Below are 20,876 nucleotides of genomic sequence, written 5' to 3' on the forward strand. Positions count from 1 at the left end.
CTCACCTCACCCCGAAGAACGTCTGGGCACGCACGATCGCGTCCGCCAGTACATCGATCTCCGGCTGGGTGTTGTAGGCGGCAAACGATGCGCGGGCGGTTGCGGCCAGGCCGAATCGCTTGTGCAGCGGCCAGGCGCAATGGTGGCCGACGCGGATCGCGACACCGTCGTCGTCGAGAATCTGTCCGAGATCGTGGGCATGGATGCCGTCGACCACGAACGAGACAGCGCCACCACGCGATTCCGGGGTGGCCGGACCGATGATCCGGACGCCCTCGATCCCGCGCAACCGCTCCAACGCGTAGGCGGTCAACGTGTGCTCGTGTGCGGCGATGGCGTCCATCCCGAACGCCTCGAGGTAGTCGACGGCCGCGCCGAGCCCCACCACCTGCGACGTCATCGGGACTCCCGCCTCGAACCGCTGCGGCGGCGGTGCGTAGGTCGACACCTCCATCGACACGGTCTCGATCATCGAGCCGCCGGTGATGAACGGCGGCAACGCCTCCAGCAGGGCCGCCTTGCCGTACAGGACGCCGACGCCCGACGGCCCGAACATCTTGTGCCCGGAGAACGCCGCGAAATCGACGTCGAGATCGGCGAGGTCGACCGACATGTGCGGAACCGACTGGCAGGCGTCGAGCACCACGATCGCCCCGACCGCACGTGCGCGCCGGACCAACTCGGGGACGTCGGCGACGGCACCGGTCACGTTCGACTGATGGGTGAACGACACGACCTTGACGGTGTGGTCGAGGTCGAGCGAGTCCAGGTCGATGCGTCCGTCGTCGGTGACCCCGTACCACCGCAGTGTGGCGCCGGTGCGGCGGCAGAGTTCCTGCCACGGCACGAGATTCGCGTGATGCTCGAGTTCGGTGATCACGACCGTGTCGCCGGGACCCAGTCGGCTGCCGCCGAGCACCGGTGCCGATCGGTCGTCGCCGAGCGTGTAGGTGACGAGGTTGAGCGCCTCGGTCGCGTTCTTGGTGAACACGACGGTGTCCGGGGTCGCCCCGACGAAGTTCGCGATCTTCGCCCGGGCGATCTCGTAGGCGTCGGTCGCCTCTTCGGCGAGCTGATGCGCACCCCGATGCACCGCGGCGTTGCGCGTGGTCAGGAACTGCCGCTCGGCGTCGAGCACCTGGACCGGTCGCTGCGACGTCGCCCCTGAGTCCAGATAGACCAAGGGTTTGTCGTCACGGACGGTGCGCGCCAGAATCGGGAAGTCCGCACGCAACCGCTCGACATCCAGCGTCGATGACGGTGCTGTCGACGAGACGGTTTCGGGTGACAGGGTCACGAGGATGCCTCCTTCACCGGCAGGGTCAGCCCGCGGCGGCCGCCGCGGTGAAACGGACATAGCCGTTCTCTTCGAGCTCGTCGGCGAGCTCGGGTCCGGCCGACTCGACGATGCGACCGTTGACGAACACGTGGACGAAATCCGGCTGGATGTAGCGCAGAATCCGGGTGTAGTGGGTGATCAGCAGGACGCCCCCGTGCTCACGCTCCTTGTAGCGGTTGACGCCCCCGCTCACCACGCGCAGTGCATCGACGTCGAGGCCGGAGTCGGTCTCGTCGAGGATCGCGATGCGGGGCTTGAGCAGATCGAGTTGCAGGATCTCGTGGCGCTTCTTCTCGCCGCCCGAGAACCCCTCGTTGACGCTGCGCTCACCGAAGGACGGGTCGATGTCGAGTGACGTCATCGCTTCTTTCGTCTCCTTCACCCAGTGACGGAGCTTCGGGGCCTCGCCGCGCACGGCGGTCGCCGCGGTCCGCAGGAAGTTCGACATCGACACCCCCGGCACCTCGACCGGGTACTGCATCGCGAGGAACAGCCCGGCACGGGCGCGCTCATCGACGCTCATCTCGAGGACGTCCTCGCCGTCCAGGGTGATCGAGCCCTGTGTCACCTGGTATTTGGGGTGGCCGGCGATCGCGTAGGACAGGGTCGACTTGCCGGACCCGTTGGGGCCCATGATGGCGTGCGTCTCCCCCGACGACACGGTCAGGTCGACGCCCTTGAGGATGTGGATGGGCTCGGCGTCGGCGTCGCTTTGTGCGACATCGACGTGGAGGTCACGGATTTCGAGGGTGGTCATGTCAGTGATTGCTTCCTTGGGCTGTGTGATCTCGATACGGCCGTGGTCATCGCCGTGGCCTCCTCGATCAGCGGGTGGAACGAATTCTGTTGTCGGTGTGGTCGACTCGACCGGCTGGGATCGCCTGGTCAGGCGCCGGCGAGTTCGAGCTCGGACTCGATGGCCGCCTCGAGCCGCTCACGCAGATCCGGCACGGAGATCTTCGCGATGATCTCGCGGAAGAAGCCGCGGATCACCAGTCGTCGGGCCTGGTCCTCGGGGATGCCGCGCGCCTGCAGGTAGAACAGCTGCTCGTCGTCGAAACGGCCGGTGGCGCTGGCATGTCCTGCACCGACGATCTCGCCGGTCTCGATCTCCAGGTTCGGGACCGAGTCCGCACGAGCATTGTCGGTGAGCAACAGGTTGCGGTTGAGCTCGAAGGTGTCGGTGCCCTCGGCGGCCGGACGGATCAGCACGTCGCCGATCCAGACCGTGTGCGCCTCGCGGGTGCGATCGCCGCTCGGGTCGCCCTGCAGCGCACCCTTGTACACCACGTTCGAGCGGCAGTGCGGCTGACTGTGGTCGACCAGCAGACGCTGCTCGAGATGCTGTCCCGCGTCCGCGAAGTACAGTCCCCAGAGCTCGGCGTCGCCGCCCGGACCGTCGTAGTGGACGACCGGCGAGAGCCGGACGAGATTGCCGCCCAGGCTGATCGCGAAGTGCCGGACCACGGCGTCGCGACCCACGCGGATGTGATGCGCGGCCACGTGCACCGCGTCATCGGCCCAGTCGTGGACGTTGACCACGGTGAGCGATGCCTGGTCACCGACGACGAACTCGATGTTCTCGGCATAGGTACCGCTGCCGTCCTGATCGAGGACGATCACCGCGCGGGCGAACGGCTCGAGACGGACCTGGATGTGACCGAAGGCCACCTCACCCTCGCCCGGACCGGTCAGTTTGAGGACGACCGGCTCGCCGAGCTCGACCTCGCGTCCCACCGTGACGATCGTCGCTTCGCTGAACGCCGAAAAAGCTTGGGCGGCAACACGGTCGAAGGGAATGCCGCCGTCGCCGAGACGGTTGTCCTCTCGCCCGACGGTCTCGACCGTCACGCCCTCGGACGCGCCGGACACCTCGATCGTCGGGTCGGCGGTGCGCTGTGCGGACCCGTCGTGCAGGCCGCGGAGACGGCGGAACGGGGTGAACCGCCACACCTCTTCACGCGGGCTGGGCACCTCGAACGCGTTCACGTCGAACGACGTGAACATCTCCCCTTTGTTGACCGGGGCGGCTTCGCCGCGGTTGGCCGGGGCGGCTTCTCCGCCGTTGACCGGTGCATCCGCTCCCGGTGTGGTGACCGGAATCGTGGGATCTGCCATCAGCCGACGGCTCCTTCCATCTGCAGTTCGATGAGGCGGTTGAGTTCCAGCGCGTACTCCATGGGAAGCTCTTTGGCGATCGGCTCCACGAATCCGCGGACCACCATCGCCATCGCCTCGTCCTCTGTCAGGCCGCGGCTCATCAAGTAGAACAGCTGATCGTCACTGACCTTCGACACCGTCGCCTCGTGGCCCATGGTCACGTCGTCCTCGCGAATGTCGACGTACGGGTAGGTGTCACTCCGGGAGATCGTGTCCACCAGCAGCGCATCGCATTTCACCGTCGATCGGCTGCCGTGGGCACCGTTGTTGACCTTGATCAACCCGCGATACGACGCGCGACCGCCACCGCGGGCGACGGACTTCGACACGATGTTGCTCGAGGTGTTCGGCGCGAGGTGCACCATCTTCGAGCCGGTGTCCTGATGCTGCCCCTCGCCTGCGAAGGCGACCGAGAGGACCTCGCCCTTGGCGTGTTCACCGGTCAGCCACACAGCCGGGTACTTCATCGTGACCTTGGACCCGATGTTGCCGTCGATCCACTCCATCGTGGCGCCGGCCTCGGCCTTGGCACGCTTGGTGACCAGGTTGTAGACGTTGTTCGACCAGTTCTGGATGGTCGTGTAGCGGCACCGGCCGCCCTTCTTCACGACGATCTCGACCACCGCGGAGTGCAGCGAGTCGGTCTTGTAGATCGGTGCGGTGCAGCCCTCGACGTAATGCACGTAGGCACCTTCGTCGACGATGATCAGCGTGCGCTCGAACTGACCCATGTTCTCGGTGTTGATCCGGAAGTAGGCCTGCAGCGGGATGTCGACGTGCACGCCCGGCGGCACGTAGATGAACGAGCCACCCGACCACACGGCGGTGTTCAGCGCGGAGAACTTGTTGTCACCCGCGGGGATGACGGTCCCGAAGTACTCCTGGAAGATCTCCGGGTGCTCCTTGAGCGCGGTGTCGGTGTCGAGGAAGATGACGCCCTGCTCCTCGAGGTCCTCACGGATCTGGTGATAAACGACCTCGGACTCGTACTGGGCCGCCACACCTGACACGAGGCGCTGCTTTTCGGCCTCGGGGATGCCCAGCTTGTCGTAGGTGTTCTTGATGTCCTCGGGCAGGTCGTCCCAGGTTGCGGCCTGCTTCTCCGTCGAGCGGACGAAGTACTTGATGTTGTCGAAGTCGATGCCGTCGAGCTCGGCGCCCCAGTGCGGCATCGGCTTGCGATCGAAGATGCGCAGGGCCTTGAGTCGCTGTTCGAGCATCCACTCGGGCTCGCTCTTCTTGCCCGAGATGTCGGTGACGACCGCCTCGGAAAGACCGCGCTGGGCGCTCGCGCCCGCCACGTCGGAGTCGGCCCAGCCGTAGCCGTACTTGCCCAGGGAAGCGATGGTCTCTTCCTGGGTCAGCGGCGCCGGCTTCATGGGGGCCGACCCTGCATCGGTCGCAGAGGTGTCGGTCACGGTGGGGTCGGTGACTGTCATCGCGAGGCCTTTCGACTCGTCTTCTTCGAATGAGCGGATGCGGGCTGTGCATCGCTCTCTGTCGTCGCGGGGTCCGCTGCGGGCGGGACCCTTGCGCCTTCCGGCGGTGGATGGAGCGGGACATGGGTGGTGCACGCACAGTCCCCGTTGGCGATGGTTGCCAGGCGCTGAACGTGCGTGCCGAGGAGTTCGGTGAACACCGCGGTCTCCGCCTCACACAGCTCCGGGAACTCGGTGGCCACGTGGGCGACCGGGCAGTGATGCTGGCAGATCTGCATCCCGGCGCCGACCTCACGGGTGTTGGCCGCGAAACCCGCACTCGTGAGTGCGTCCGCGATGTCGTTGACGGTGTCCGCGACCGATCCCGATCGCTCGGCGGGGATCACGTCGGCGACGATCTTCTGCACCCGGTCACGCGCGAACTCCTCGACGGCCTCCTCGCCGCCCACGGACCGGAGTTTGCGCATCGCGGCACCGGCGAGGTCGTCGTAGGCGTGACGCAACTTTCCGCGGCCCGTCGCGGTGAGCTGAAACCACTTGGCGGGCCGGCCACGGCCGCGGCGCCCGAATCCCGATGACGATGTCTCCACGTCACCGGCCTCGGCCAGCGCATCGAGGTGGCGTCGGATCCCTGCGGCACTGATACCCAGCCGATCGGCGATCTCGGTCGCGGTCAGCGGACCGTCCTCGACCAGCAGGGAAACCACGGCAGCACGGGTTTGCCCGTCGTGATGACCGGCGAGGCCCCCACCTGCATCGGAGGGGCCGGACTGCGCGCCTGCGGGCAGCGCTGTATCGCTCCTCATGGTTTTCACAACACAAGTGTGTCGTAATTACTTCCCGGGTGCCAGCAAGGATGCCCTTAGTCGGACATCCCGGCCCGACACCGGCGACGACACCCACGGGACGCATGTGAGGACGCGAACCCGCACCGATCATCCGCCACCGGTCCGGTCACCGCAGGGCACTAGAGTCGTCGGCGTGCCAGAAACCACAGTGACGCGGAGTCGGGGCCGCTCGCTGCGTGAACGCCTGCAACCCGCTGCCGACTACCTCGGACTCAGCCGGACGCCGGGCGCCGGACCGGCGCGATCGTCCGCCGACAGCGAACGTCGTGGTGACTACGGCAAGACCGTCGCGCGTCTGCACGACGACGAGCGCGAGGTCGGGCCTCTCAACGCCGCCGAGAACCGTCGCCTCCTGCGGATCAAGCTGTTCGGTGCCACCGGATCGGTGCTGCTGCTCATCGGGTCCCTCGGGACCGGCGCCGTCCCGGTCCTGCAGAATCCCGTCGCCGGAATGCGCGTGCTCTCGCTGCCGTCGCGCATGTGGAGTACCGCGCTGACCTTGTCGATCGGCGGCACGATCATGCTCGTCGTCGCGTGGCTGCTGCTCGGGCGTTTCGCCGTCGGCCGGTTCAGCGTCGAGGTGCTCGGAGGTCGCAGTCCCGAACGCCGGATGACCCGTCGCCAGGCCGATCGCACCCTGATGCTGTGGATCGCGCCGATCGTCGTCGCCCCGCCCTTGCTCTCCAAGGACGTCTACTCCTACCTGGCGCAGAGCGCCATCGCCTTCAAGGGGATGGATCCGTACGTCGTGAGTCCGGTGCGCGGTCTGGGCGTCGACGACGTGCTCACGCGCTCGGTCCCCAACCTCTGGCGAGACACCCCCGCGCCGTACGGACCGCTGTTCCTGTGGATAGGCAAAGGCATCACCGCGGTGACCGGCGACAACATCACCGCGGCCATCTTCCTGCACCGGCTGCTCGCCCTGGTGGGCATCGCGCTGATCGTCTGGGCCCTGCCCCGGCTCGCGCGACGCTGCGGCGTGTCGTCGGTCGCGGCTCTGTGGCTCGGCGCGATGAACCCGCTGCTCGTCCTCCATCTGGTCGGGGGCATCCACAACGAGGCCCTGATGCTCGGCATGATGCTCGTCGGCATCGAACTCTGTTTCCGCGCCATCTACGGCGGTGATCGATTGCGACGGGCCGGATCGTTCTGGCCGTCGTCGGCGGGGTGGACACTCGTCGCAGGCGCGGCGGTGTTGTCGGCGTCGGCGATGATCAAGGTGACCTCGATGCTGGCGCTCGGATTCGTCGGCATCGCCCTCGCGCAACGATGGGGCGCCTACCTGCCCGCGCTGAGACACGCGCCGATCGGTCAATGGTGGGAGCGATCCCGGCGGTCGATCACGGCGCTGGCCGCTGCGGCCGGTGTACTCGCGGTCGTGCTGGTCGTGGTGATGGTCGCGATCTGTGTCGGCACCGGACTCGGCTTCGGCTGGACGAGCACCCTGTCCACCGGCGGCGTGGTGCGGTCGTGGATGTCGATGCCCACCCTGTTGTCGGTGACGACCGGGCGCATCGGGCTCGCGCTCGGTCTGGGCGATCAGACGCAGGCGATCCTCGAGGTGGGTCGCCCGCTCGGACAGTTGGTCGCCGCGGTGTTCATCGTCCGATGGATGCTCGCATCGCTCGGCGGACGCCTCCATCCGCTCGGCGCGCTGGGTGTGTCAATGGCCACAGTGGTCGTCTTCTTCCCGTTCGTCCAGGCGTGGTACCTGCTGTGGGCGGTCATCCCACTCGCTGCGTGGGCGACCCGCCCGTGGTTCCGGCTGACCACCATCGCGGTCTCGGCGATCATCGCGATCGTGGTGATGCCGACGAGTTCGAACACCAGCGGAGTCGTTCTGGCCCAGGGGCTTCTGGCCGGGGTCATCATGGTCGCCGTGATGACCGCCCTCTTCTTCGAGGACCTGTCGGTGCACCGATGGTTGCGGGCGCGCCGCGTCCGGGCGCAGCGCGAGGAGAAGGTCTGATCGGCATCCTCACGCGCCGTCGGCGACCCGTCGACAATTTTTGGCCGACGGGCACGAAAGCATAGTCTGGCCAGTGTGCGCGGCACGACGATGCGAGAGCGGTACCACGGAGATGATCGACGGCCCGATCATCGACCGGTCGATGGTCGCACCGTGACCGCCGCGGATCCGTCGGCCCTCGCGCTGCGGGTCACCGGCCTGATCAAACGCTATGGCGAGCGGACCGCCGTCGACGGGCTCGACCTGGAACTGCCGACCGGTTCGGTCCTCGCCCTCCTCGGACCCAACGGCGCGGGCAAGACGACCACCGTCGAGATCTGCGAGGGGTTCCTGACCGCCGACGCCGGATCGGTGTCGGTCCTCGGGCACGATCCGGCCGTCGACAACGACGTCCTGCGTCGGCGCATCGGGGTCATGCTGCAGGGTGGTGGCGCCTATCCGGGGGCGCGGGCCGAGGAGATGCTCCGGCTGTGCGCCGCCTACAGCGCGGACCCCATCGACCCGGGTTGGTTGCTGGAGGTGCTCGGACTCGCCGACTGCGCACACACCTCGTTCCGCCGGCTGTCCGGTGGTCAGCAGCAACGGCTGTCGCTGGCCTGCGCCATCGTCGGACGGCCCGAACTGGTCTTCCTCGACGAACCCACCGCGGGACTCGACGCCCATGCCCGGATCATGGTGTGGGAGTTGATCGAACGCCTCCGCGCTGACGGTGTGTCCGTACTGCTCACCACCCATCTCATGGATGAGGCCGAAGGACTCGCCGATCGGGTCGTCATCATCGACAATGGTCGTGTCGTCGCCGCCGGGACGCCCGCCGACCTCACCAGCCGCGGCGCCGAGAACGAACTGCGGTTCACAGCCCCCCGTGGTCTCGATCTGTCTCTGTTGGTGCTCGCCCTGCCCGAGGAGCACCGGTGCACGGAGACAGCACCGGGGTGTTATCTCGTCGACAACGGGCCGGTGACACCTCAGGTGCTCGCGACCGTCACCGCGTGGTGCGCGAAGATCGACGTCCTGGCCACCGACCTCCGGGTCGAGACACGCAGCCTCTCCGACGTCTTCCTCGACCTCACCGGACGGGCCCTGCGTTCATGACCACCGCCAACCGCTTCACTCCCGGCACGTTCACGCCCCGTCCGCGCGCCGCGTCGCTCCCGGCGATCCTGATCGCCCAATCACGCATGGAGCTGACGCTCCTGCTGCGCAACGGGGAGCAGCTGCTGCTCACCATGTTCATCCCGATCACGTTGCTGGTCGGCCTGTGCCTGCTGCCCGTCGACACCGGTCTCGGGTCGTCGACGGCCGAGCGGGCCACCACCTTCGTGCCGGCGATCATGACCGTAGCGATCATGTCGACAGCGTTCACCGGCCAGGCGATCGCCCTCGGCTTCGACCGGCGCTACGGCGCGCTGAAACGACTGGGAGCGACTCCCCTGCCGCGCTGGGGCATCATCGCCGGCAAGTCCATCGCCGTGACGATCGTGGTGGCCCTGCAGGCGGTCATCGTCGGCGGGATCGGACTCGCGTTCGGATGGCGCCCCTCGCTGGTGGGGCTGTTCCTGGGCGCCATGCTGATCGCGCTGGGGACCGTCACGTTCTCCGCGCTCGGCCTCCTGCTCGGCGGCACGTTGAAGGCCGAGGTCGTCCTGGCCCTCGCCAACCTGCTGTGGTTCGCGCTGGTCGGCGTCGGCAGCCTCGTCGTGACGGGTGACCATGTGCCCGAGGCGGCGCAGTGGGCGGCGCGATGCGTACCGTCGGGCGCCCTGACCGAGGCGCTGGGACAGGCCACGCACGGGTCGGTGGACGTGTTCGGAATCTGCGTGTTGGTGGCGTGGGCGGCTGTCGCAGCCGTGTTCGCGGTGAGGTGGTTTCGGTTCGAATGACTGTGTCCAATGAGTCCTCATCCACGGCAGGGTCTGCCCCGGCAGCGTCGTCGGGGGTGCACACCGCGGAGTCGCCCGTCCCCCGGTCACGCGGCGGACGCTTCGACCGCGTTCCCGGATTCGGCCGTCCCACAGCACGGTTCGTGTACTGGTGGGCGGTCGCGTTGCTCGTCGCCAACGTCGGCATCGTGGCGACCGGCGGCGCCGTGCGTCTCACCGGTTCCGGACTCGGCTGCCCGACGTGGCCGCGCTGCACCGACGACTCCTTCGTCCCGCACGGCGCACTCGGTGTGCACGGTGTCATCGAGTTCGGTAACCGGATGCTCACCTGGGTGCTCATCGTCATCGCGATCGCGGCGTTCACGGCGGTCGTCCGCTACAGCCGTGCCCAGCGGCGGGAGCGGTGGCTGGTCACCGTGCTCGCACTGGGCATCCCGTTCCAGGGCGTCATCGGCGGCATCACCGTGCTCACCAAGCTCAACCCGTGGGTCGTCTCGCTGCATTTCGTGTTGTCGATGATCCTGGTGTCCGGCGCCACCGTGCTGGTCTTCCGGTTGCGGCCCAGCGCACCACCCGCCCCGGCCGGCCCCGGTACCCGGCTCGGCCGCGGTCTGGCCGTGCTGCAATATCTGGTCACCTGGGCGGTGATCTACCTGGGCACCGTGGTCACCGGCTCGGGACCCCACGCCGGTGACACCGAGGCGCCGCGCAACGGCCTGGCCCCCGACCACGCGACTCAGCTGCACGCTGACTCGGTGTTCGTGCTGATCGGTCTGGCGGTGGCGATCGCGGTGTTCACCCACGTGCTCGCCGTCGACGAGCAGAAGACGGCCTACACGTTCCTGGGACTGCTCGCCATCCAGGGCGTGGTCGGCGTCGTGCAATACAACACGGGTCTGCCGATCGTGCTCGTGATCATCCACATGACCGTCAGCGCTTTGCTGTTGATCTGCGCGACCTGGTTGATCCTGCAGTTCGGGACGCCGACCGTCGTCGCCGAGCAGCCGTCCGCGACCTCCTAGCCCGGTCACCTGCGGTCCGCCGGAGCCGCCGGGTCAGGACCGGATGACGGTCAGAGAACGGCGCCGGTCAGAGAATGGCGCTGTTGCGTGCCTTCGGGAAGCGCTTCTGGTGAGCTACCCAGCCGGCCATCTTGCGGTAATGCGACGGCGACACGTTCGCCGCTGAGGTCAGGTCCCGGTCCCATTCCGCGGTCTCGAGGCCCTCGATGGCTGAGACGACCGCTTCGGCCGTCGCGATGTCGGTGACGACGCGGTCTCCGAGGATCCCGCCCTTCTCCCCGACGAGGGTGATGCGCACCCCTGCGGCCCCGATCGGCTGCAGGACCGCTGTGGCCGATCCGCCCTCGCGCGAGATGAATCCCCGCACGGATGCCACGACGTCCTGCGGTGCCGTCACGGCGGTGGTCTCGGCGACGGGAGTACCGGTGTTCTCCGAATCCTGCTGCTCGCTCATGGTGTTCGAATATACCGGGGTCGGTGTCACCGGCCTCGCCGCCATCGGTGGATAGGATGTCGGGTGCACGGGTGCGGGTCGGCCATGCGGTAGAACTGACCCATGCGCGCAATCCAGGTGGTCCGTCACGGTGGTCCCGAGGTCCTCGAGTTCGGCACCGTCGACGATCCGATCCCGGCGCCCGGCGAGATCCTGGTCCGCACCGCCGCCATCGGCGTGAACTTCATCGACACCTATCTGCGACGTGGCCTGTATCCGTCGACGCCGCCGTACATCCCCGGTTCAGAGGGAGCCGGTGAGGTCGTGTCGGTCGGCGCCGACGTCGACGGCATTGACGTCGGCCGACGTGTCTGCTGGGTCGACGGCCCGGGAAGCTATGCCGAACTCGTGGCGGTCCCCGCGTCTCGGGCCGTCCCGGTGCCCGACGGCGTCCCCGACGACGCGGCCGGCTCGGCGATGCTGCGCGGTCTCACCGCGCATTACCTGCTGGACGGCAGTGCACATCCCGGTCCCGGCGACACCGTCCTCGTCCACGCCGGCGCGGGTGGCGTCGGACTCATCCTGACCCAGCTCGCCAAGCGTCGGGGCCTGCGCGTCATCACGACGGTGTCGACCGACGAGAAGGCCGATCTGTCGTCGGCCGCCGGGGCCGACCACGTCTTGCGCTACGGCGACTCGCTGGCCGAAGAGGTTCGTTCGTTGACCGACGGTCGTGGGGTGCCGGTGGTCTACGACGGCGTCGGTGCCGACACCTTCGAGCAATCGCTGGCCTCCACCGCGGTCCGCGGGATCATCGTGCTCTTCGGTGCGGCCTCGGGACCGGTGCCGCCCTTCGACCTCCAACGTCTCAACCCGGCCGGGTCACTGTCCGTGACGCGACCCACCCTGGCGCATTTCATCGCCGGCACCGACGAGTTGCGGTGGCGTGCGGGTGAGTTCCTCGGGGCGATCGCCGACGGCGACATCGACGTCCGCGTCGGCCAGCGTTATCGGCTCTCCGACGCCGCGCAGGCCCATGAAGATCTCGAGAACCGCGCCACCACCGGCGCCACCGTACTGCTCCCGGACTGACGCGGGGCGACTCGACTGACCCTGATCGACATCGACCGGACCCGGTCGGGGAGATCGTGGGCAGCGTCGGCGGATTTCAGGGCACGGGCGGCGAGTTCCGGAGGGGACCGCAGACGCCGACGGCGCTGCGGCACTGCGACACAGAAGCACTGCGAGTTCAGAAGCGCTGCGACTCAGAAGTAGCTGGTGATCAGGGGGAGGTTGACGACCGCATCGATGGCGAGGCCGCAGAAGAGGATCGCGAGATATTCGTTGGACTGGAGGAAGATCTTCAGCGGCGCCACCTCGGCACCGGCGCGGGTCTCCTTGTACAGCTTCTGCACCCGACTGGCGAACCATCCGCCGGACAGTACGGCGACCGCAGCGTAGATCCAGCTGGTCCCGGCGATCAGCACGAGTGAGCTGATGACGGTGGCCCAGGTGTAGAAGACCATCTGCCGGGTCACACGTTCCTCGGTCGCGATGACCGGCAGCATCGGGACCCCCGCGGCGCGGTAATCCTCCTTGTAGCGCATCGCCAGCGCCCAGGTGTGGGGCGGTGTCCAGAAGAAGACCACCAGGAACAGCACGATCGGCTGCCAGCCGATCGTCCCGGTCACGGCTGCCCAGCCCACCAGGGTGGGCATGCATCCGGCGGCGCCGCCCCAGACGACGTTCTGCCAGGTACGTCGTTTGAGGATCATCGTGTAGACGCCGACGTAGAACGCGATCGTCGCCGTCACGAGCAGCGCGCTCAGCAGATTGGCCGCCCACCAGAGAACGCCGAACGATCCGAGCCAGAGCACGATGCCGAAGATCAGTGCGCTGCGGGTGGACACCGCGTGCCGGGCCAGCGGCCGACGGGCCGTGCGCTTCATCTTCTGATCGATGTCGGCGTCGGCGACCATGTTGAGGGTGTTCGCGCTGCCGGCGCCGAGCCAACCACCGAGCAGGGTGGCGGCGATGAGCGCGATGTCGACGTGGCCGCGGTCGGCCTGCAGCATCACCGGGATCGTCGCCACCAGGAGCAGCTCGATCACGCGGGGCTTCGTCAGTGCGACGTAGGCCAGGACGGTGGCCCGGACGCGGGACGGGACCGACGATTTCGTGTCGGTCGGCGCGGCTGCCGGAACCGTCTCGCCATGGGTACCACGGGATGCGGCGGACAGATCTCCGCTCACACGATCCCCAATCCTCACGGCTGCTCCTCGTCTGCCCGGGCGGCGCGGCAACGCAGCCGCGGGCTACTACACAGCATGGTAGACCGTGGGTTCGGCGATCGAAGAATCGAGTCCCGCCCACCTTCACGTCACTCACCGCGCCGCCTGGAAGTGCGGCCGATTACTCTGGACCTCGTAGCTGCCGAAGCACACCATCGGCCGATCAGATTCCGCCCACCCTCGCAACCGATAACCATCGCAACCGACCAGGTACAGGAGACAGCACGACCGTGGCGCTCACAGATGACATCAGTGCACTGACCAAGCCGTCCTACCCGGACGACTGGACCGACGTGGACACCCGAGCCGTGGACACCGTCCGGATCCTGGCCGCGGACGCCGTGCAGAAATGCGGCAGCGGCCATCCCGGCACCGCGATGAGTCTCGCTCCCCTCGCCTACACCCTCTTCCAGCGGGTGATGCGGCATGATCCCGCCGACACCGACTGGGTCGGCCGCGACCGGTTCATCCTCTCGTGCGGGCACTCGAGCCTGACGCTGTACATCCAGCTGTATCTCGGCGGGTTCGGCCTCGAACTCTCCGACATCGAGGCGCTGCGGACCTACAAGTCCACGACCCCGGGACACCCGGAGTTCCGTCACACCCGCGGCGTCGAGATCACCACCGGGCCGCTCGGCCAGGGACTCGCCTCGGCCGTCGGTATGGCGATGGCGTCGCGACGCGAGCGCGGGCTTTTCGATCCGTCTCCGGCGTGGGGCGAGAGCCCGTTCGACCACTACATCTATGCGGTGGCCTCGGACGGCGACATCGAGGAGGGCGTGACCTCGGAGGCGTCGTCGCTGGCCGGGACCCAGCAGCTCGGCAATCTGATCCTGTTCTACGACGACAACAAGATCTCCATCGAGCACGACACGAAGATCGCCCTGTCCGAGGACACCGCCAAGCGCTACGAGGCATATGGCTGGCACGTGCAGGTCGTCGAGGGCGGCGAGGACGTCGTGGCCATCGAGAAGGCTGTCGCCGAGGCCAAGAAGGTCACCGACCGGCCGTCGATCATCGTGCTGCGGACCATCATCGGCTACCCGGCACCGACGAAGATGAACACCGGTGCGGCGCACGGCGCCGCGCTGGGCGACGACGAGGTCGCCGCCACGAAGAAGATCCTCGGATTCGATCCGGACAAGAACTTCGAGGTCACCGACGAGGTGATCGGACACACGCGTGCGCTGGTCGACCGCGGCCGCAAGGCCCATCAAGAGTGGGAGTCCGATTTCAACGCGTGGGTGGCCCGCGAGCCCGAGCGCAAAGAACTGTTCGACCGGGTCAGTCAGGACAGGCTGCCGTCCGGATGGGCCGATGTGCTACCGACGTGGAAGACCGGCGACTCGGTGGCGACGCGTTCGGCCTCCGGCGACGTGCTCAGCGCGGTGGGCCCGGTGCTGCCGGAGCTGTGGGGCGGGTCCGCCGACCTCGCCGGCAGCAACAACACCACGATCAAGGGTGCCGACTCGTTCGGACCGACATCGATCACCACCGACGACTGGAATGCCGAACCCTACGGTCGCACACTGCATTTCGGCGTCCGCGAGCACGCGATGGCCGCCATCCTGTCCGGCATCGTGCTGCACGGACCGACCCGCGCGTACGGCGGGACGTTCCTCCAGTTCAGCGACTACATGCGTCCCGCCGTCCGGCTGGCGTCACTGATGGACATCGACCCCATCTACGTGTGGACCCACGACTCCATCGGTCTCGGCGAGGACGGTCCCACGCACCAGCCGATCGAGCATTTGTCCGCGTTGCGGGCCATCCCGAACCTGAGTGTGGTCCGCCCGGCCGATGCGAACGAGACCGCTGCCGCCTGGAAGACCGTGCTCGGCAAATCCAGCAGCAGTGGGCCCGTCGGGCTCTGCCTGACCCGGCAGAAGGTCCCCGTGCTCGCCAACACCTCCGCCGAGGGCGTCGCCAAGGGTGGCTACGTTCTGGTCGAGTCCTCGACTCCCGCACCCGACGTGATCCTCATCGCCACCGGTTCCGAGGTCGAGATCGCGGTGGCCGCGGCCGAGACCCTCGAAACGCAGGGCATCGGTACCCGGGTGGTGTCGATGCCGTGTATGGAGTGGTTCGACAGCCAGGACCAGAACTACCGCGACCAGGTGCTGCCGCCGACCGTGAAGGCCCGGGTCTCCGTCGAGGCCGGCATCGCGATGTCGTGGCACAAGATCGTCGGCGGATTCGGCGAATGTGTATCGCTCGAGCATTACGGGGAATCCGCGGACTACAAGACGCTGTACAAGGAGTTCGGGATCACTCCCGACGCCACCGTTGCCGCAGCACAGCGTTCGATCGCCAACGTGAAGGGATAGAAGCATGTCGCAGAATCCGAAATTGGCCGAACTGTCCCAAGCCGGTGTGTCCGTGTGGCTCGACGATCTGTCGAGAGACCTCATCGGCTCCGGTGACCTCAAGGGGCTGACCGAGACCAAGTCGGTCGTCGGCGTCACCACCAACCCGTCGATCTTCCAGGCCGCGCTGTCCAAGGGCACCAGCTACGACGCCCAGGTCAACGAGCTGGCCGCCCGCGGCGCCGACGTCGATGCCACCATCCGCACCGTGACCACCGACGACGTCCGTAACGCCTGCGACGTCCTCGCGCCGGTCTTCGAGGCCTCCCACGGTGTCGACGGCCGTGTGTCCATCGAGGTGGATCCCCGACTGGCCCACGACACCGACGGCACCGTCGCCCAAGCGGTCGAGCTGTGGAAGATCGTCGACCGCCCGAATCTGCTGATCAAGATCCCGGCCACCCGGGCAGGTCTGCCGGCGATCACGCGCACCCTCGCCGAAGGCATCAGCGTCAACGTGACCCTGATCTTCTCGGTCGAGCGCTACAAGGGCGTCATGGACGCCTACCTCGACGGCCTCGACGCCGCAGCCCAGGCAGGCCACGATCTCTCGACGATCCATTCGGTGGCGTCGTTCTTCGTCTCCCGCGTGGACACCGAGATCGACAAGCGCCTCGATGCGATCGGCACGCCGGAAGCCACCGACCTGAAGGGCAAGGCCGCCCTGGCGAACGCCCGCCTGGCCTATCAGGCCTACCAGGAGGTGTTCGAGGTCGAGTCGCGGTTCCCGGACCTGCTGGCACAGGGCGCCCGGCCGCAGCGCCCGCTGTGGGCCTCGACCGGCGTGAAGAATCCCGACTACCCCGACACGCTCTACGTCAGCGAGCTCGTCGCCCCGAACACGGTGAACACCATGCCGGGCAAGACGATGGATGCGTTCGCCGATCACGGCTGGGTCAACACCGGTTCGATCATCGGACTCGCCGCCGAATCGCAGGAGATCTTCGACAAGATCGCCGCGGCGGGCATCGACGTCGCCGATGTCTTCGCGGTTCTCGAGGACGAGGGTGTCCAGAAGTTCGAGGATGCGTGGAACGAGTTGCTCGACGCCACGGCCGAGCAGCTCTCCGCCGCGAAGGGCTGACCGGGTGGCCGGCACCGCTTCGGACTGGACCAACCCGCTGCGCGATCCCCGCGACAAGCGACTGCCGCGCATCGCGGGACCGTGCAGCCTGATCATCTTCGGCGTCACCGGCGATCTCGCACGCAAGAAGCTGATGCCGGCGGTGTACGACCTCGCGAACCGGGGCCTGCTGCCGCCGTCGTTCGCGCTGGTGGGCTTCGCCCGCCGGGACTGGGACGACGAGGACTTCGCCACCGTCGTCCACGACGCGGTGCGAGATCACGCACGCACCGGGTTCCGCGAGGAGGTATGGGAACGGCTCGCCGAGGGCTTCCGGTTCGTGCAGGGCTCGTTCGACGACGATGACGCGTTCGACCGCTTGAAGGAAACCCTGCACCGCCTCGACAAGGAACGCGGCACCGACGGGAATCACGCCTTCTATCTGTCGATCCCGCCGAAGGCCTTCCCGACCGTCTGCGAGCAGCTGCACCGGAGCGGTCTGGCCACCGAGGACGAGGACAATTGGCGGCGCGTCGTCATCGAGAAGCCCTTCGGGCACGACCTCGAGTCGGCGAAGGAACTCAACGCGATCGTCAACAGCGTGTTCCCCGAGTCGTCGGTCTTCCGCATCGACCACTATCTCGGCAAAGAGACGGTGCAGAACATCCTGGCGTTGCGGTTCGCGAACCAGTTGTTCGACCCGCTCTGGAGTTCCCACTACGTCGACCATGTCCAGATCACGATGGCCGAGGACATCGGGCTGGGCGGTCGTGCCGGATACTACGACGGCATCGGCGCGGCCCGCGACGTCATCCAGAACCACCTGCTCCAACTGATGGCGCTGGTGGCGATGGAGGAGCCGATCTCCTTCGAGCCCAAGCAATTACAGGCCGAGAAGATCAAGGTCCTGGCCGCGACACGCAACATCCTGCCGCTCGACGAGAACACCGCCCGTGGCCAGTACGGCCCCGGGTGGCAGGGCAGCCAGAAGGTGTCCGGCCTGCTCGACGAGGAGGGTTTCGCGAAGGACTCCACCACGGAGACCTATGCCGCGATCGCCCTCGAGGTCGACTCCCGGCGCTGGGCCGGCGTGCCGTTCTATCTGCGGACCGGGAAACGTCTCGGCCGGCGGGTCACCGAGATCGCACTGGTCTTCAGACGTGCGCCCCATCTACCGTTCGACAAGACCATGACCGAGGAACTGAGCCAGAACGCCTTGGTGATCCGGGTCCAGCCCGACGAGGGCATCACCCTGCGATTCGGGTCGAAGGTGCCGGCGTCGAGCATGGAAGTGCGCGACGTCAACATGGACTTCAGTTACGGCACGGCGTTCACCGAGGCGTCACCCGAGGCGTATGAGCGTCTGATCCTGGACGTGCTGCTGGGTGAGCCGTCGTTGTTCCCGGTGAACGAGGAAGTCGAATTGTCGTGGCGCATCCTCGATCCGGTGATCGAGGCGTGGGCGGAGAGGGGTCGGCCGGACACCTACGAGTCGGGGACCTGGGGACCCGGCTCGGCCGACGAGATGATGGAGCGGGTGGGTCGCAGTTGGCGGCGACCATGACCGTACGGCGTGAGAACAACCGACAGGATGAGCCACGATGATCGTCGAACTCCCGGACACCTCCACCAATGTCGTGGCCAAGAAGATCGTCGAGGTCCGTGAATCGGGCGGTGCGATCAGTCTCGGACGCGTCCTGACGCTCGTGGTCTGTGCGGATCACGGTGAGCCCACCGAGGGCGCCATCGAGGCCGCGATCGGCGCGAGCAGCGAGCATCCGAGTCGCGTGATCGTGGTGTGCCGCGGCGCCCGGGACTCCGAGTCGCGGCTCGACGCCGAGATCCGGGTCGGTGGTGACGCGGGTGCGTCCGAGGTCGTGGTGCTCACCCTGCAGGGAGATCTGGCGAATCATCCGCGATCGGTGGTCACCCCGTTCCTGTTGCCGGACACCCCGGTGGTCACCTGGTGGCCGGGCAACGCGCCCGAGGACCCGGCGCGGGATCCGATGGGCACCCTCGGGCGTCGACGGATCCTCGATGCGAGCCGGTCGGCGAATCCGCGGACGGTGCTCGCCCGTCGGCTCGCCACCTATGCGCCGGGTGACTCCGACCTCGCATGGACCCAGATCACCCACTGGCGGGCACTGTTGGCATCGGCCGTCGACCGACCGCCGCACTCGGCCATCACCGCGGTGGAGGTGACCGGTCCCGGCGACTCCCCCGGCGTCGATCTGCTCGCCGGATGGTTGCGGTCCTCGCTGCAGGTGCCGACGACCCGCCGCCTGGGAAGCTTCGAGGTGCGACTGATCCGCGAGGACGGCCCCACCGTACTGGCGGTCGACCAGAACAACAACGCGGTGCTCACCATGCCCGGCAAACCCGATGGGCGCGTGGCGATGTCGCGACGCGAGTTGCCGCTTCTACTCGCCGAGGAACTGCGGCGGCTCGACATCGACGAGGTGTACGAACAGGCGCTGAGCGGGGTGACCGAGATCGAGGTCGACGGAGAGGTGGCGTGATGACCCCGGAGACACTGGTCTTCGACGACAAAGGCGAACTGGTGACGACCGCCGCGCGGCGGTTCGTCGATCTGGTGACGCGTGCGCAGTCGGACCACGGTGTGGCCTCGGTCGTGCTGACCGGTGGGAGCAACGGTATCGCGATCCTGCGCGCCCTCGCCGAGGACAGCGGCGACATCGACTGGGGCCGGGTCGACCTGTTCTGGGGCGACGACCGGTTCGTGCCGGCCGACGACCCGGAACGCAACTACGGGCAGGCCCGTGACGCCCTCCTCGACCACGTCCCGGTCGATCCATCACGTGTGCATGCGATGGCGCCGTCCGACGGCGAGTTCGGCGACGACATCGACGCCGCGGCCGCCGACTACGCCGGTGTCCTCGAACGATTCGGCGCCGGACGAGTGCCGCACTTCGATCTCCACCTGTTGGGCATGGGCGGCGAGGGACACATCAATTCCCTCTTCCCGCACAGCTCGGCCACCGCCGAGACCGAGAAGACCGTTGTCGCCGTCGAGGATTCACCCAAACCACCCGCGCGTCGGATCACCCTCACCCTGCCGGTGGTCAATCGCAGCAAGGCGGTCTGGTTCCTCGTGGCCGGTGACGACAAGGCGGAGGCCGTGTCGGCGGCCCACACCGGGGCGCATGCCGCCGACTGGCCGTGCGCCGGCGCCCACGGAACCGACGAGACCGTCTGGTTCCTCGACCGCGGTGCCGCCGCGCGTCTCTGACGCCGCCGACACTGCGGCTGACCTGCGACGACGGTGGCGTCGGAATGATCTGCGCCCATGGTCGCGTTGCACCGGCCATGCGAGCACTCTGGGTCGTGGCGCACCCCGACGAGGGGTCCCTCAATCATCACCTGTACCGGTTCGGCAGTGACCTGTTGCGTACGCACGGATGGGATGTCGAGTCCTCGGATCTGTATGCGATGGACTGGGATCCGATCCTGCGCGACGAGGGCGGCCCCGACGTCGAGGTCGAGCAGCGAAAACTCCTCGACGCCGATCTCGTCGTCCTGCAGTTCCCGCTCTGGTGGTACGGGATGCCCGCGATCATGAAGGGCTGGGTCGACCGGGTCTTCGAAGCCGGTTTCGCCTATGACGTCATCGATCCCGACACCGGTCGGGCCCGGAAGTACGGCGACGGCGGACTCGTCGGCCGACGCGCGCTGACGATCGTGACCGCCGGAGACCGGCCCGGCAGCCTCGGCCCACGGGGTATCAGCGGCGATGTCGAGGACGTGCTGTGGACCACGCTGCACGGCACCCTGTGGTACACGGGCATGCAGGCGCTGCGCCCACATCTCATCACCCGGGCGCGCGATGTCGACAGCACCAAGGTCGGCGACGTCGAACAGCGGCTGGCCGATCGTCTCGCCGGTGTCGCCGACGAATCCCCGATCCCCTACCTACCACTCGACGAGCGCTACTACGATCACTCGATCCGGCTCTGCCCGGAGGTGTCGGTGGGCGCGAGCGGCAATGCCGCACATCGCTTCACCGGGTGACCCGCTCGCGGGCTCGCGTCCCGGGGTCCGCATC

18 protein-coding genes are annotated in these 20,876 nt (G+C 67.6%); 11 read left to right on the plus strand and 7 right to left on the minus strand.

From position 1 onward, the window contains the following. Nucleotide 1: 1 nt before the first annotated feature. From QSJ19_RS18155 to QSJ19_RS18175, 5 genes are all read right to left on the minus strand, one after another. Nucleotides 2-1,297, minus strand: coding sequence for a cysteine desulfurase (locus QSJ19_RS18155; protein ID WP_286322379.1), 1,296 nt, complete (start codon nucleotides 1,295-1,297; stop codon nucleotides 2-4). Between the two features lie 25 nt (nucleotides 1,298-1,322). Next, on the minus strand, nucleotides 1,323-2,096 hold the full coding sequence (gene sufC, locus QSJ19_RS18160; protein WP_286322380.1) for a Fe-S cluster assembly ATPase SufC: 774 nt from the start codon (nucleotides 2,094-2,096) through the stop codon (nucleotides 1,323-1,325). Nucleotides 2,097-2,224: 128 nt separating this feature from the next. Next, nucleotides 2,225-3,457 carry a Fe-S cluster assembly protein SufD gene (gene sufD, locus QSJ19_RS18165; protein WP_286322381.1) on the minus strand — a complete coding sequence of 411 codons (1,233 nt, stop codon included), beginning with the start codon at nucleotides 3,455-3,457 and terminating at the stop codon, nucleotides 2,225-2,227. Further along, complete coding sequence (sufB, locus tag QSJ19_RS18170; protein ID WP_502876234.1) at nucleotides 3,457-4,938, minus strand: Fe-S cluster assembly protein SufB; 1,482 nt, start codon at nucleotides 4,936-4,938, stop codon at nucleotides 3,457-3,459. The genes sufD and sufB overlap by 1 nt, the downstream gene beginning before the upstream one ends. Then, the gene (locus QSJ19_RS18175) at nucleotides 4,935-5,744 is read right to left on the minus strand and encodes a helix-turn-helix transcriptional regulator (RefSeq protein ID WP_286322382.1); all 810 of its coding nucleotides are present in this window, start codon (nucleotides 5,742-5,744) and stop codon (nucleotides 4,935-4,937) included. The genes sufB and QSJ19_RS18175 overlap by 4 nt, the downstream gene beginning before the upstream one ends. A gap of 175 nt (nucleotides 5,745-5,919) precedes the next feature. Here QSJ19_RS18175 and mptB point away from each other — a divergent pair, with 175 nt between their 5' ends. The 4 genes from mptB (at nucleotide 5,920) to QSJ19_RS18195 (ending at nucleotide 10,660) form a co-directional block, all read left to right on the plus strand. Beyond that, nucleotides 5,920-7,755, plus strand: coding sequence for a polyprenol phosphomannose-dependent alpha 1,6 mannosyltransferase MptB (gene mptB / locus QSJ19_RS18180; protein ID WP_502876236.1), 1,836 nt, complete (start codon nucleotides 5,920-5,922; stop codon nucleotides 7,753-7,755). Between the two features lie 75 nt (nucleotides 7,756-7,830). After that, complete coding sequence (locus QSJ19_RS18185) at nucleotides 7,831-8,850, plus strand: ABC transporter ATP-binding protein (RefSeq protein WP_502876237.1); 1,020 nt, start codon at nucleotides 7,831-7,833, stop codon at nucleotides 8,848-8,850. Continuing rightward, nucleotides 8,847-9,638: an ABC transporter permease gene (locus QSJ19_RS18190; protein WP_286322384.1), complete on the plus strand. Its 792-nt coding sequence runs from the start codon at nucleotides 8,847-8,849 to the stop codon at nucleotides 9,636-9,638. The genes QSJ19_RS18185 and QSJ19_RS18190 overlap by 4 nt, the downstream gene beginning before the upstream one ends. Continuing rightward, the gene (locus tag QSJ19_RS18195; protein WP_286322385.1) at nucleotides 9,635-10,660 is read left to right on the plus strand and encodes a COX15/CtaA family protein; all 1,026 of its coding nucleotides are present in this window, start codon (nucleotides 9,635-9,637) and stop codon (nucleotides 10,658-10,660) included. Before QSJ19_RS18190 ends, QSJ19_RS18195 begins: the two co-directional genes overlap by 4 nt. A 67-nt stretch (nucleotides 10,661-10,727) precedes the next feature. On the opposite strand, the gene QSJ19_RS18200 is transcribed toward QSJ19_RS18195, so the two are convergent. Continuing rightward, complete coding sequence (locus QSJ19_RS18200) at nucleotides 10,728-11,114, minus strand: hypothetical protein (protein WP_286322386.1); 387 nt, start codon at nucleotides 11,112-11,114, stop codon at nucleotides 10,728-10,730. A gap of 102 nt (nucleotides 11,115-11,216) precedes the next feature. Between QSJ19_RS18200 and QSJ19_RS18205 the strand changes: the two genes are divergently transcribed. After that, entirely contained in the window at nucleotides 11,217-12,185 is a 969-nt protein-coding gene (locus QSJ19_RS18205) for a quinone oxidoreductase family protein (protein WP_286322387.1), read from the plus strand. A 173-nt stretch (nucleotides 12,186-12,358) separates the two neighbouring features. Here QSJ19_RS18205 and QSJ19_RS18210 read toward each other — a convergent pair whose 3' ends face one another. Next, nucleotides 12,359-13,345, minus strand: a complete 987-nt coding sequence (locus QSJ19_RS18210) for a heme o synthase (protein ID WP_502876238.1) — start codon at nucleotides 13,343-13,345, stop codon at nucleotides 12,359-12,361. A 269-nt stretch (nucleotides 13,346-13,614) separates the two neighbouring features. On the opposite strand from QSJ19_RS18210, the gene tkt reads away from it, so the two are divergent. From tkt to QSJ19_RS18240, 6 genes are all read left to right on the plus strand, one after another. Next, nucleotides 13,615-15,711, plus strand: a complete 2,097-nt coding sequence (tkt, locus tag QSJ19_RS18215; RefSeq protein ID WP_286322389.1) for a transketolase — start codon at nucleotides 13,615-13,617, stop codon at nucleotides 15,709-15,711. Nucleotides 15,712-15,715: 4 nt separating this feature from the next. Next, entirely contained in the window at nucleotides 15,716-16,834 is a 1,119-nt protein-coding gene (gene tal / locus QSJ19_RS18220) for a transaldolase (protein WP_286322390.1), read from the plus strand. A gap of 4 nt (nucleotides 16,835-16,838) precedes the next feature. Beyond that, nucleotides 16,839-18,377, plus strand: a complete 1,539-nt coding sequence (gene zwf, locus QSJ19_RS18225; RefSeq protein ID WP_286322391.1) for a glucose-6-phosphate dehydrogenase — start codon at nucleotides 16,839-16,841, stop codon at nucleotides 18,375-18,377. Nucleotides 18,378-18,414: 37 nt separating this feature from the next. Beyond that, the gene (locus QSJ19_RS18230; protein ID WP_286322392.1) at nucleotides 18,415-19,332 is read left to right on the plus strand and encodes a glucose-6-phosphate dehydrogenase assembly protein OpcA; all 918 of its coding nucleotides are present in this window, start codon (nucleotides 18,415-18,417) and stop codon (nucleotides 19,330-19,332) included. Beyond that, nucleotides 19,332-20,063: a 6-phosphogluconolactonase gene (pgl, locus tag QSJ19_RS18235; RefSeq protein WP_286322393.1), complete on the plus strand. Its 732-nt coding sequence runs from the start codon at nucleotides 19,332-19,334 to the stop codon at nucleotides 20,061-20,063. The genes QSJ19_RS18230 and pgl overlap by 1 nt, the downstream gene beginning before the upstream one ends. 77 nt (nucleotides 20,064-20,140) lie before the next feature. Beyond that, nucleotides 20,141-20,842, plus strand: coding sequence for an NAD(P)H-dependent oxidoreductase (locus tag QSJ19_RS18240; protein WP_286322394.1), 702 nt, complete (start codon nucleotides 20,141-20,143; stop codon nucleotides 20,840-20,842). The last annotated feature ends 34 nt before the right edge of the window (nucleotides 20,843-20,876 follow it).

The organism is Gordonia sp. ABSL11-1 (assembly GCF_030315685.1).
Classification (GTDB): Bacteria; Actinomycetota; Actinomycetes; order Mycobacteriales; family Mycobacteriaceae; genus Gordonia.

Bases quoted from the DNA above. Each gene is read 5' to 3' on its own strand.
- sufB (WP_502876234.1), bottom strand. From the start codon at position 4,938: ATGACAGTCACCGACCCCACCGTGACCGACACCTCTGCGACCGATGCA.
- tal (WP_286322390.1), top strand. From the start codon at position 15,716: ATGTCGCAGAATCCGAAATTGGCCGAACTGTCCCAAGCCGGTGTGTCC.
- QSJ19_RS18190 (WP_286322384.1), top strand. From the start codon at position 8,847: ATGACCACCGCCAACCGCTTCACTCCCGGCACGTTCACGCCCCGTCCG.
- QSJ19_RS18240 (WP_286322394.1), top strand. From the start codon at position 20,141: ATGCGAGCACTCTGGGTCGTGGCGCACCCCGACGAGGGGTCCCTCAAT.
- sufC (WP_286322380.1), bottom strand. From the start codon at position 2,096: ATGACCACCCTCGAAATCCGTGACCTCCACGTCGATGTCGCACAAAGC.
- pgl (WP_286322393.1), top strand. From the start codon at position 19,332: ATGACCCCGGAGACACTGGTCTTCGACGACAAAGGCGAACTGGTGACG.
- QSJ19_RS18200 (WP_286322386.1), bottom strand. From the start codon at position 11,114: ATGAGCGAGCAGCAGGATTCGGAGAACACCGGTACTCCCGTCGCCGAG.
- QSJ19_RS18195 (WP_286322385.1), top strand. From the start codon at position 9,635: ATGACTGTGTCCAATGAGTCCTCATCCACGGCAGGGTCTGCCCCGGCA.
- QSJ19_RS18175 (WP_286322382.1), bottom strand. From the start codon at position 5,744: ATGAGGAGCGATACAGCGCTGCCCGCAGGCGCGCAGTCCGGCCCCTCC.
- sufD (WP_286322381.1), bottom strand. From the start codon at position 3,457: ATGGCAGATCCCACGATTCCGGTCACCACACCGGGAGCGGATGCACCG.
- QSJ19_RS18230 (WP_286322392.1), top strand. From the start codon at position 18,415: ATGATCGTCGAACTCCCGGACACCTCCACCAATGTCGTGGCCAAGAAG.
- QSJ19_RS18205 (WP_286322387.1), top strand. From the start codon at position 11,217: ATGCGCGCAATCCAGGTGGTCCGTCACGGTGGTCCCGAGGTCCTCGAG.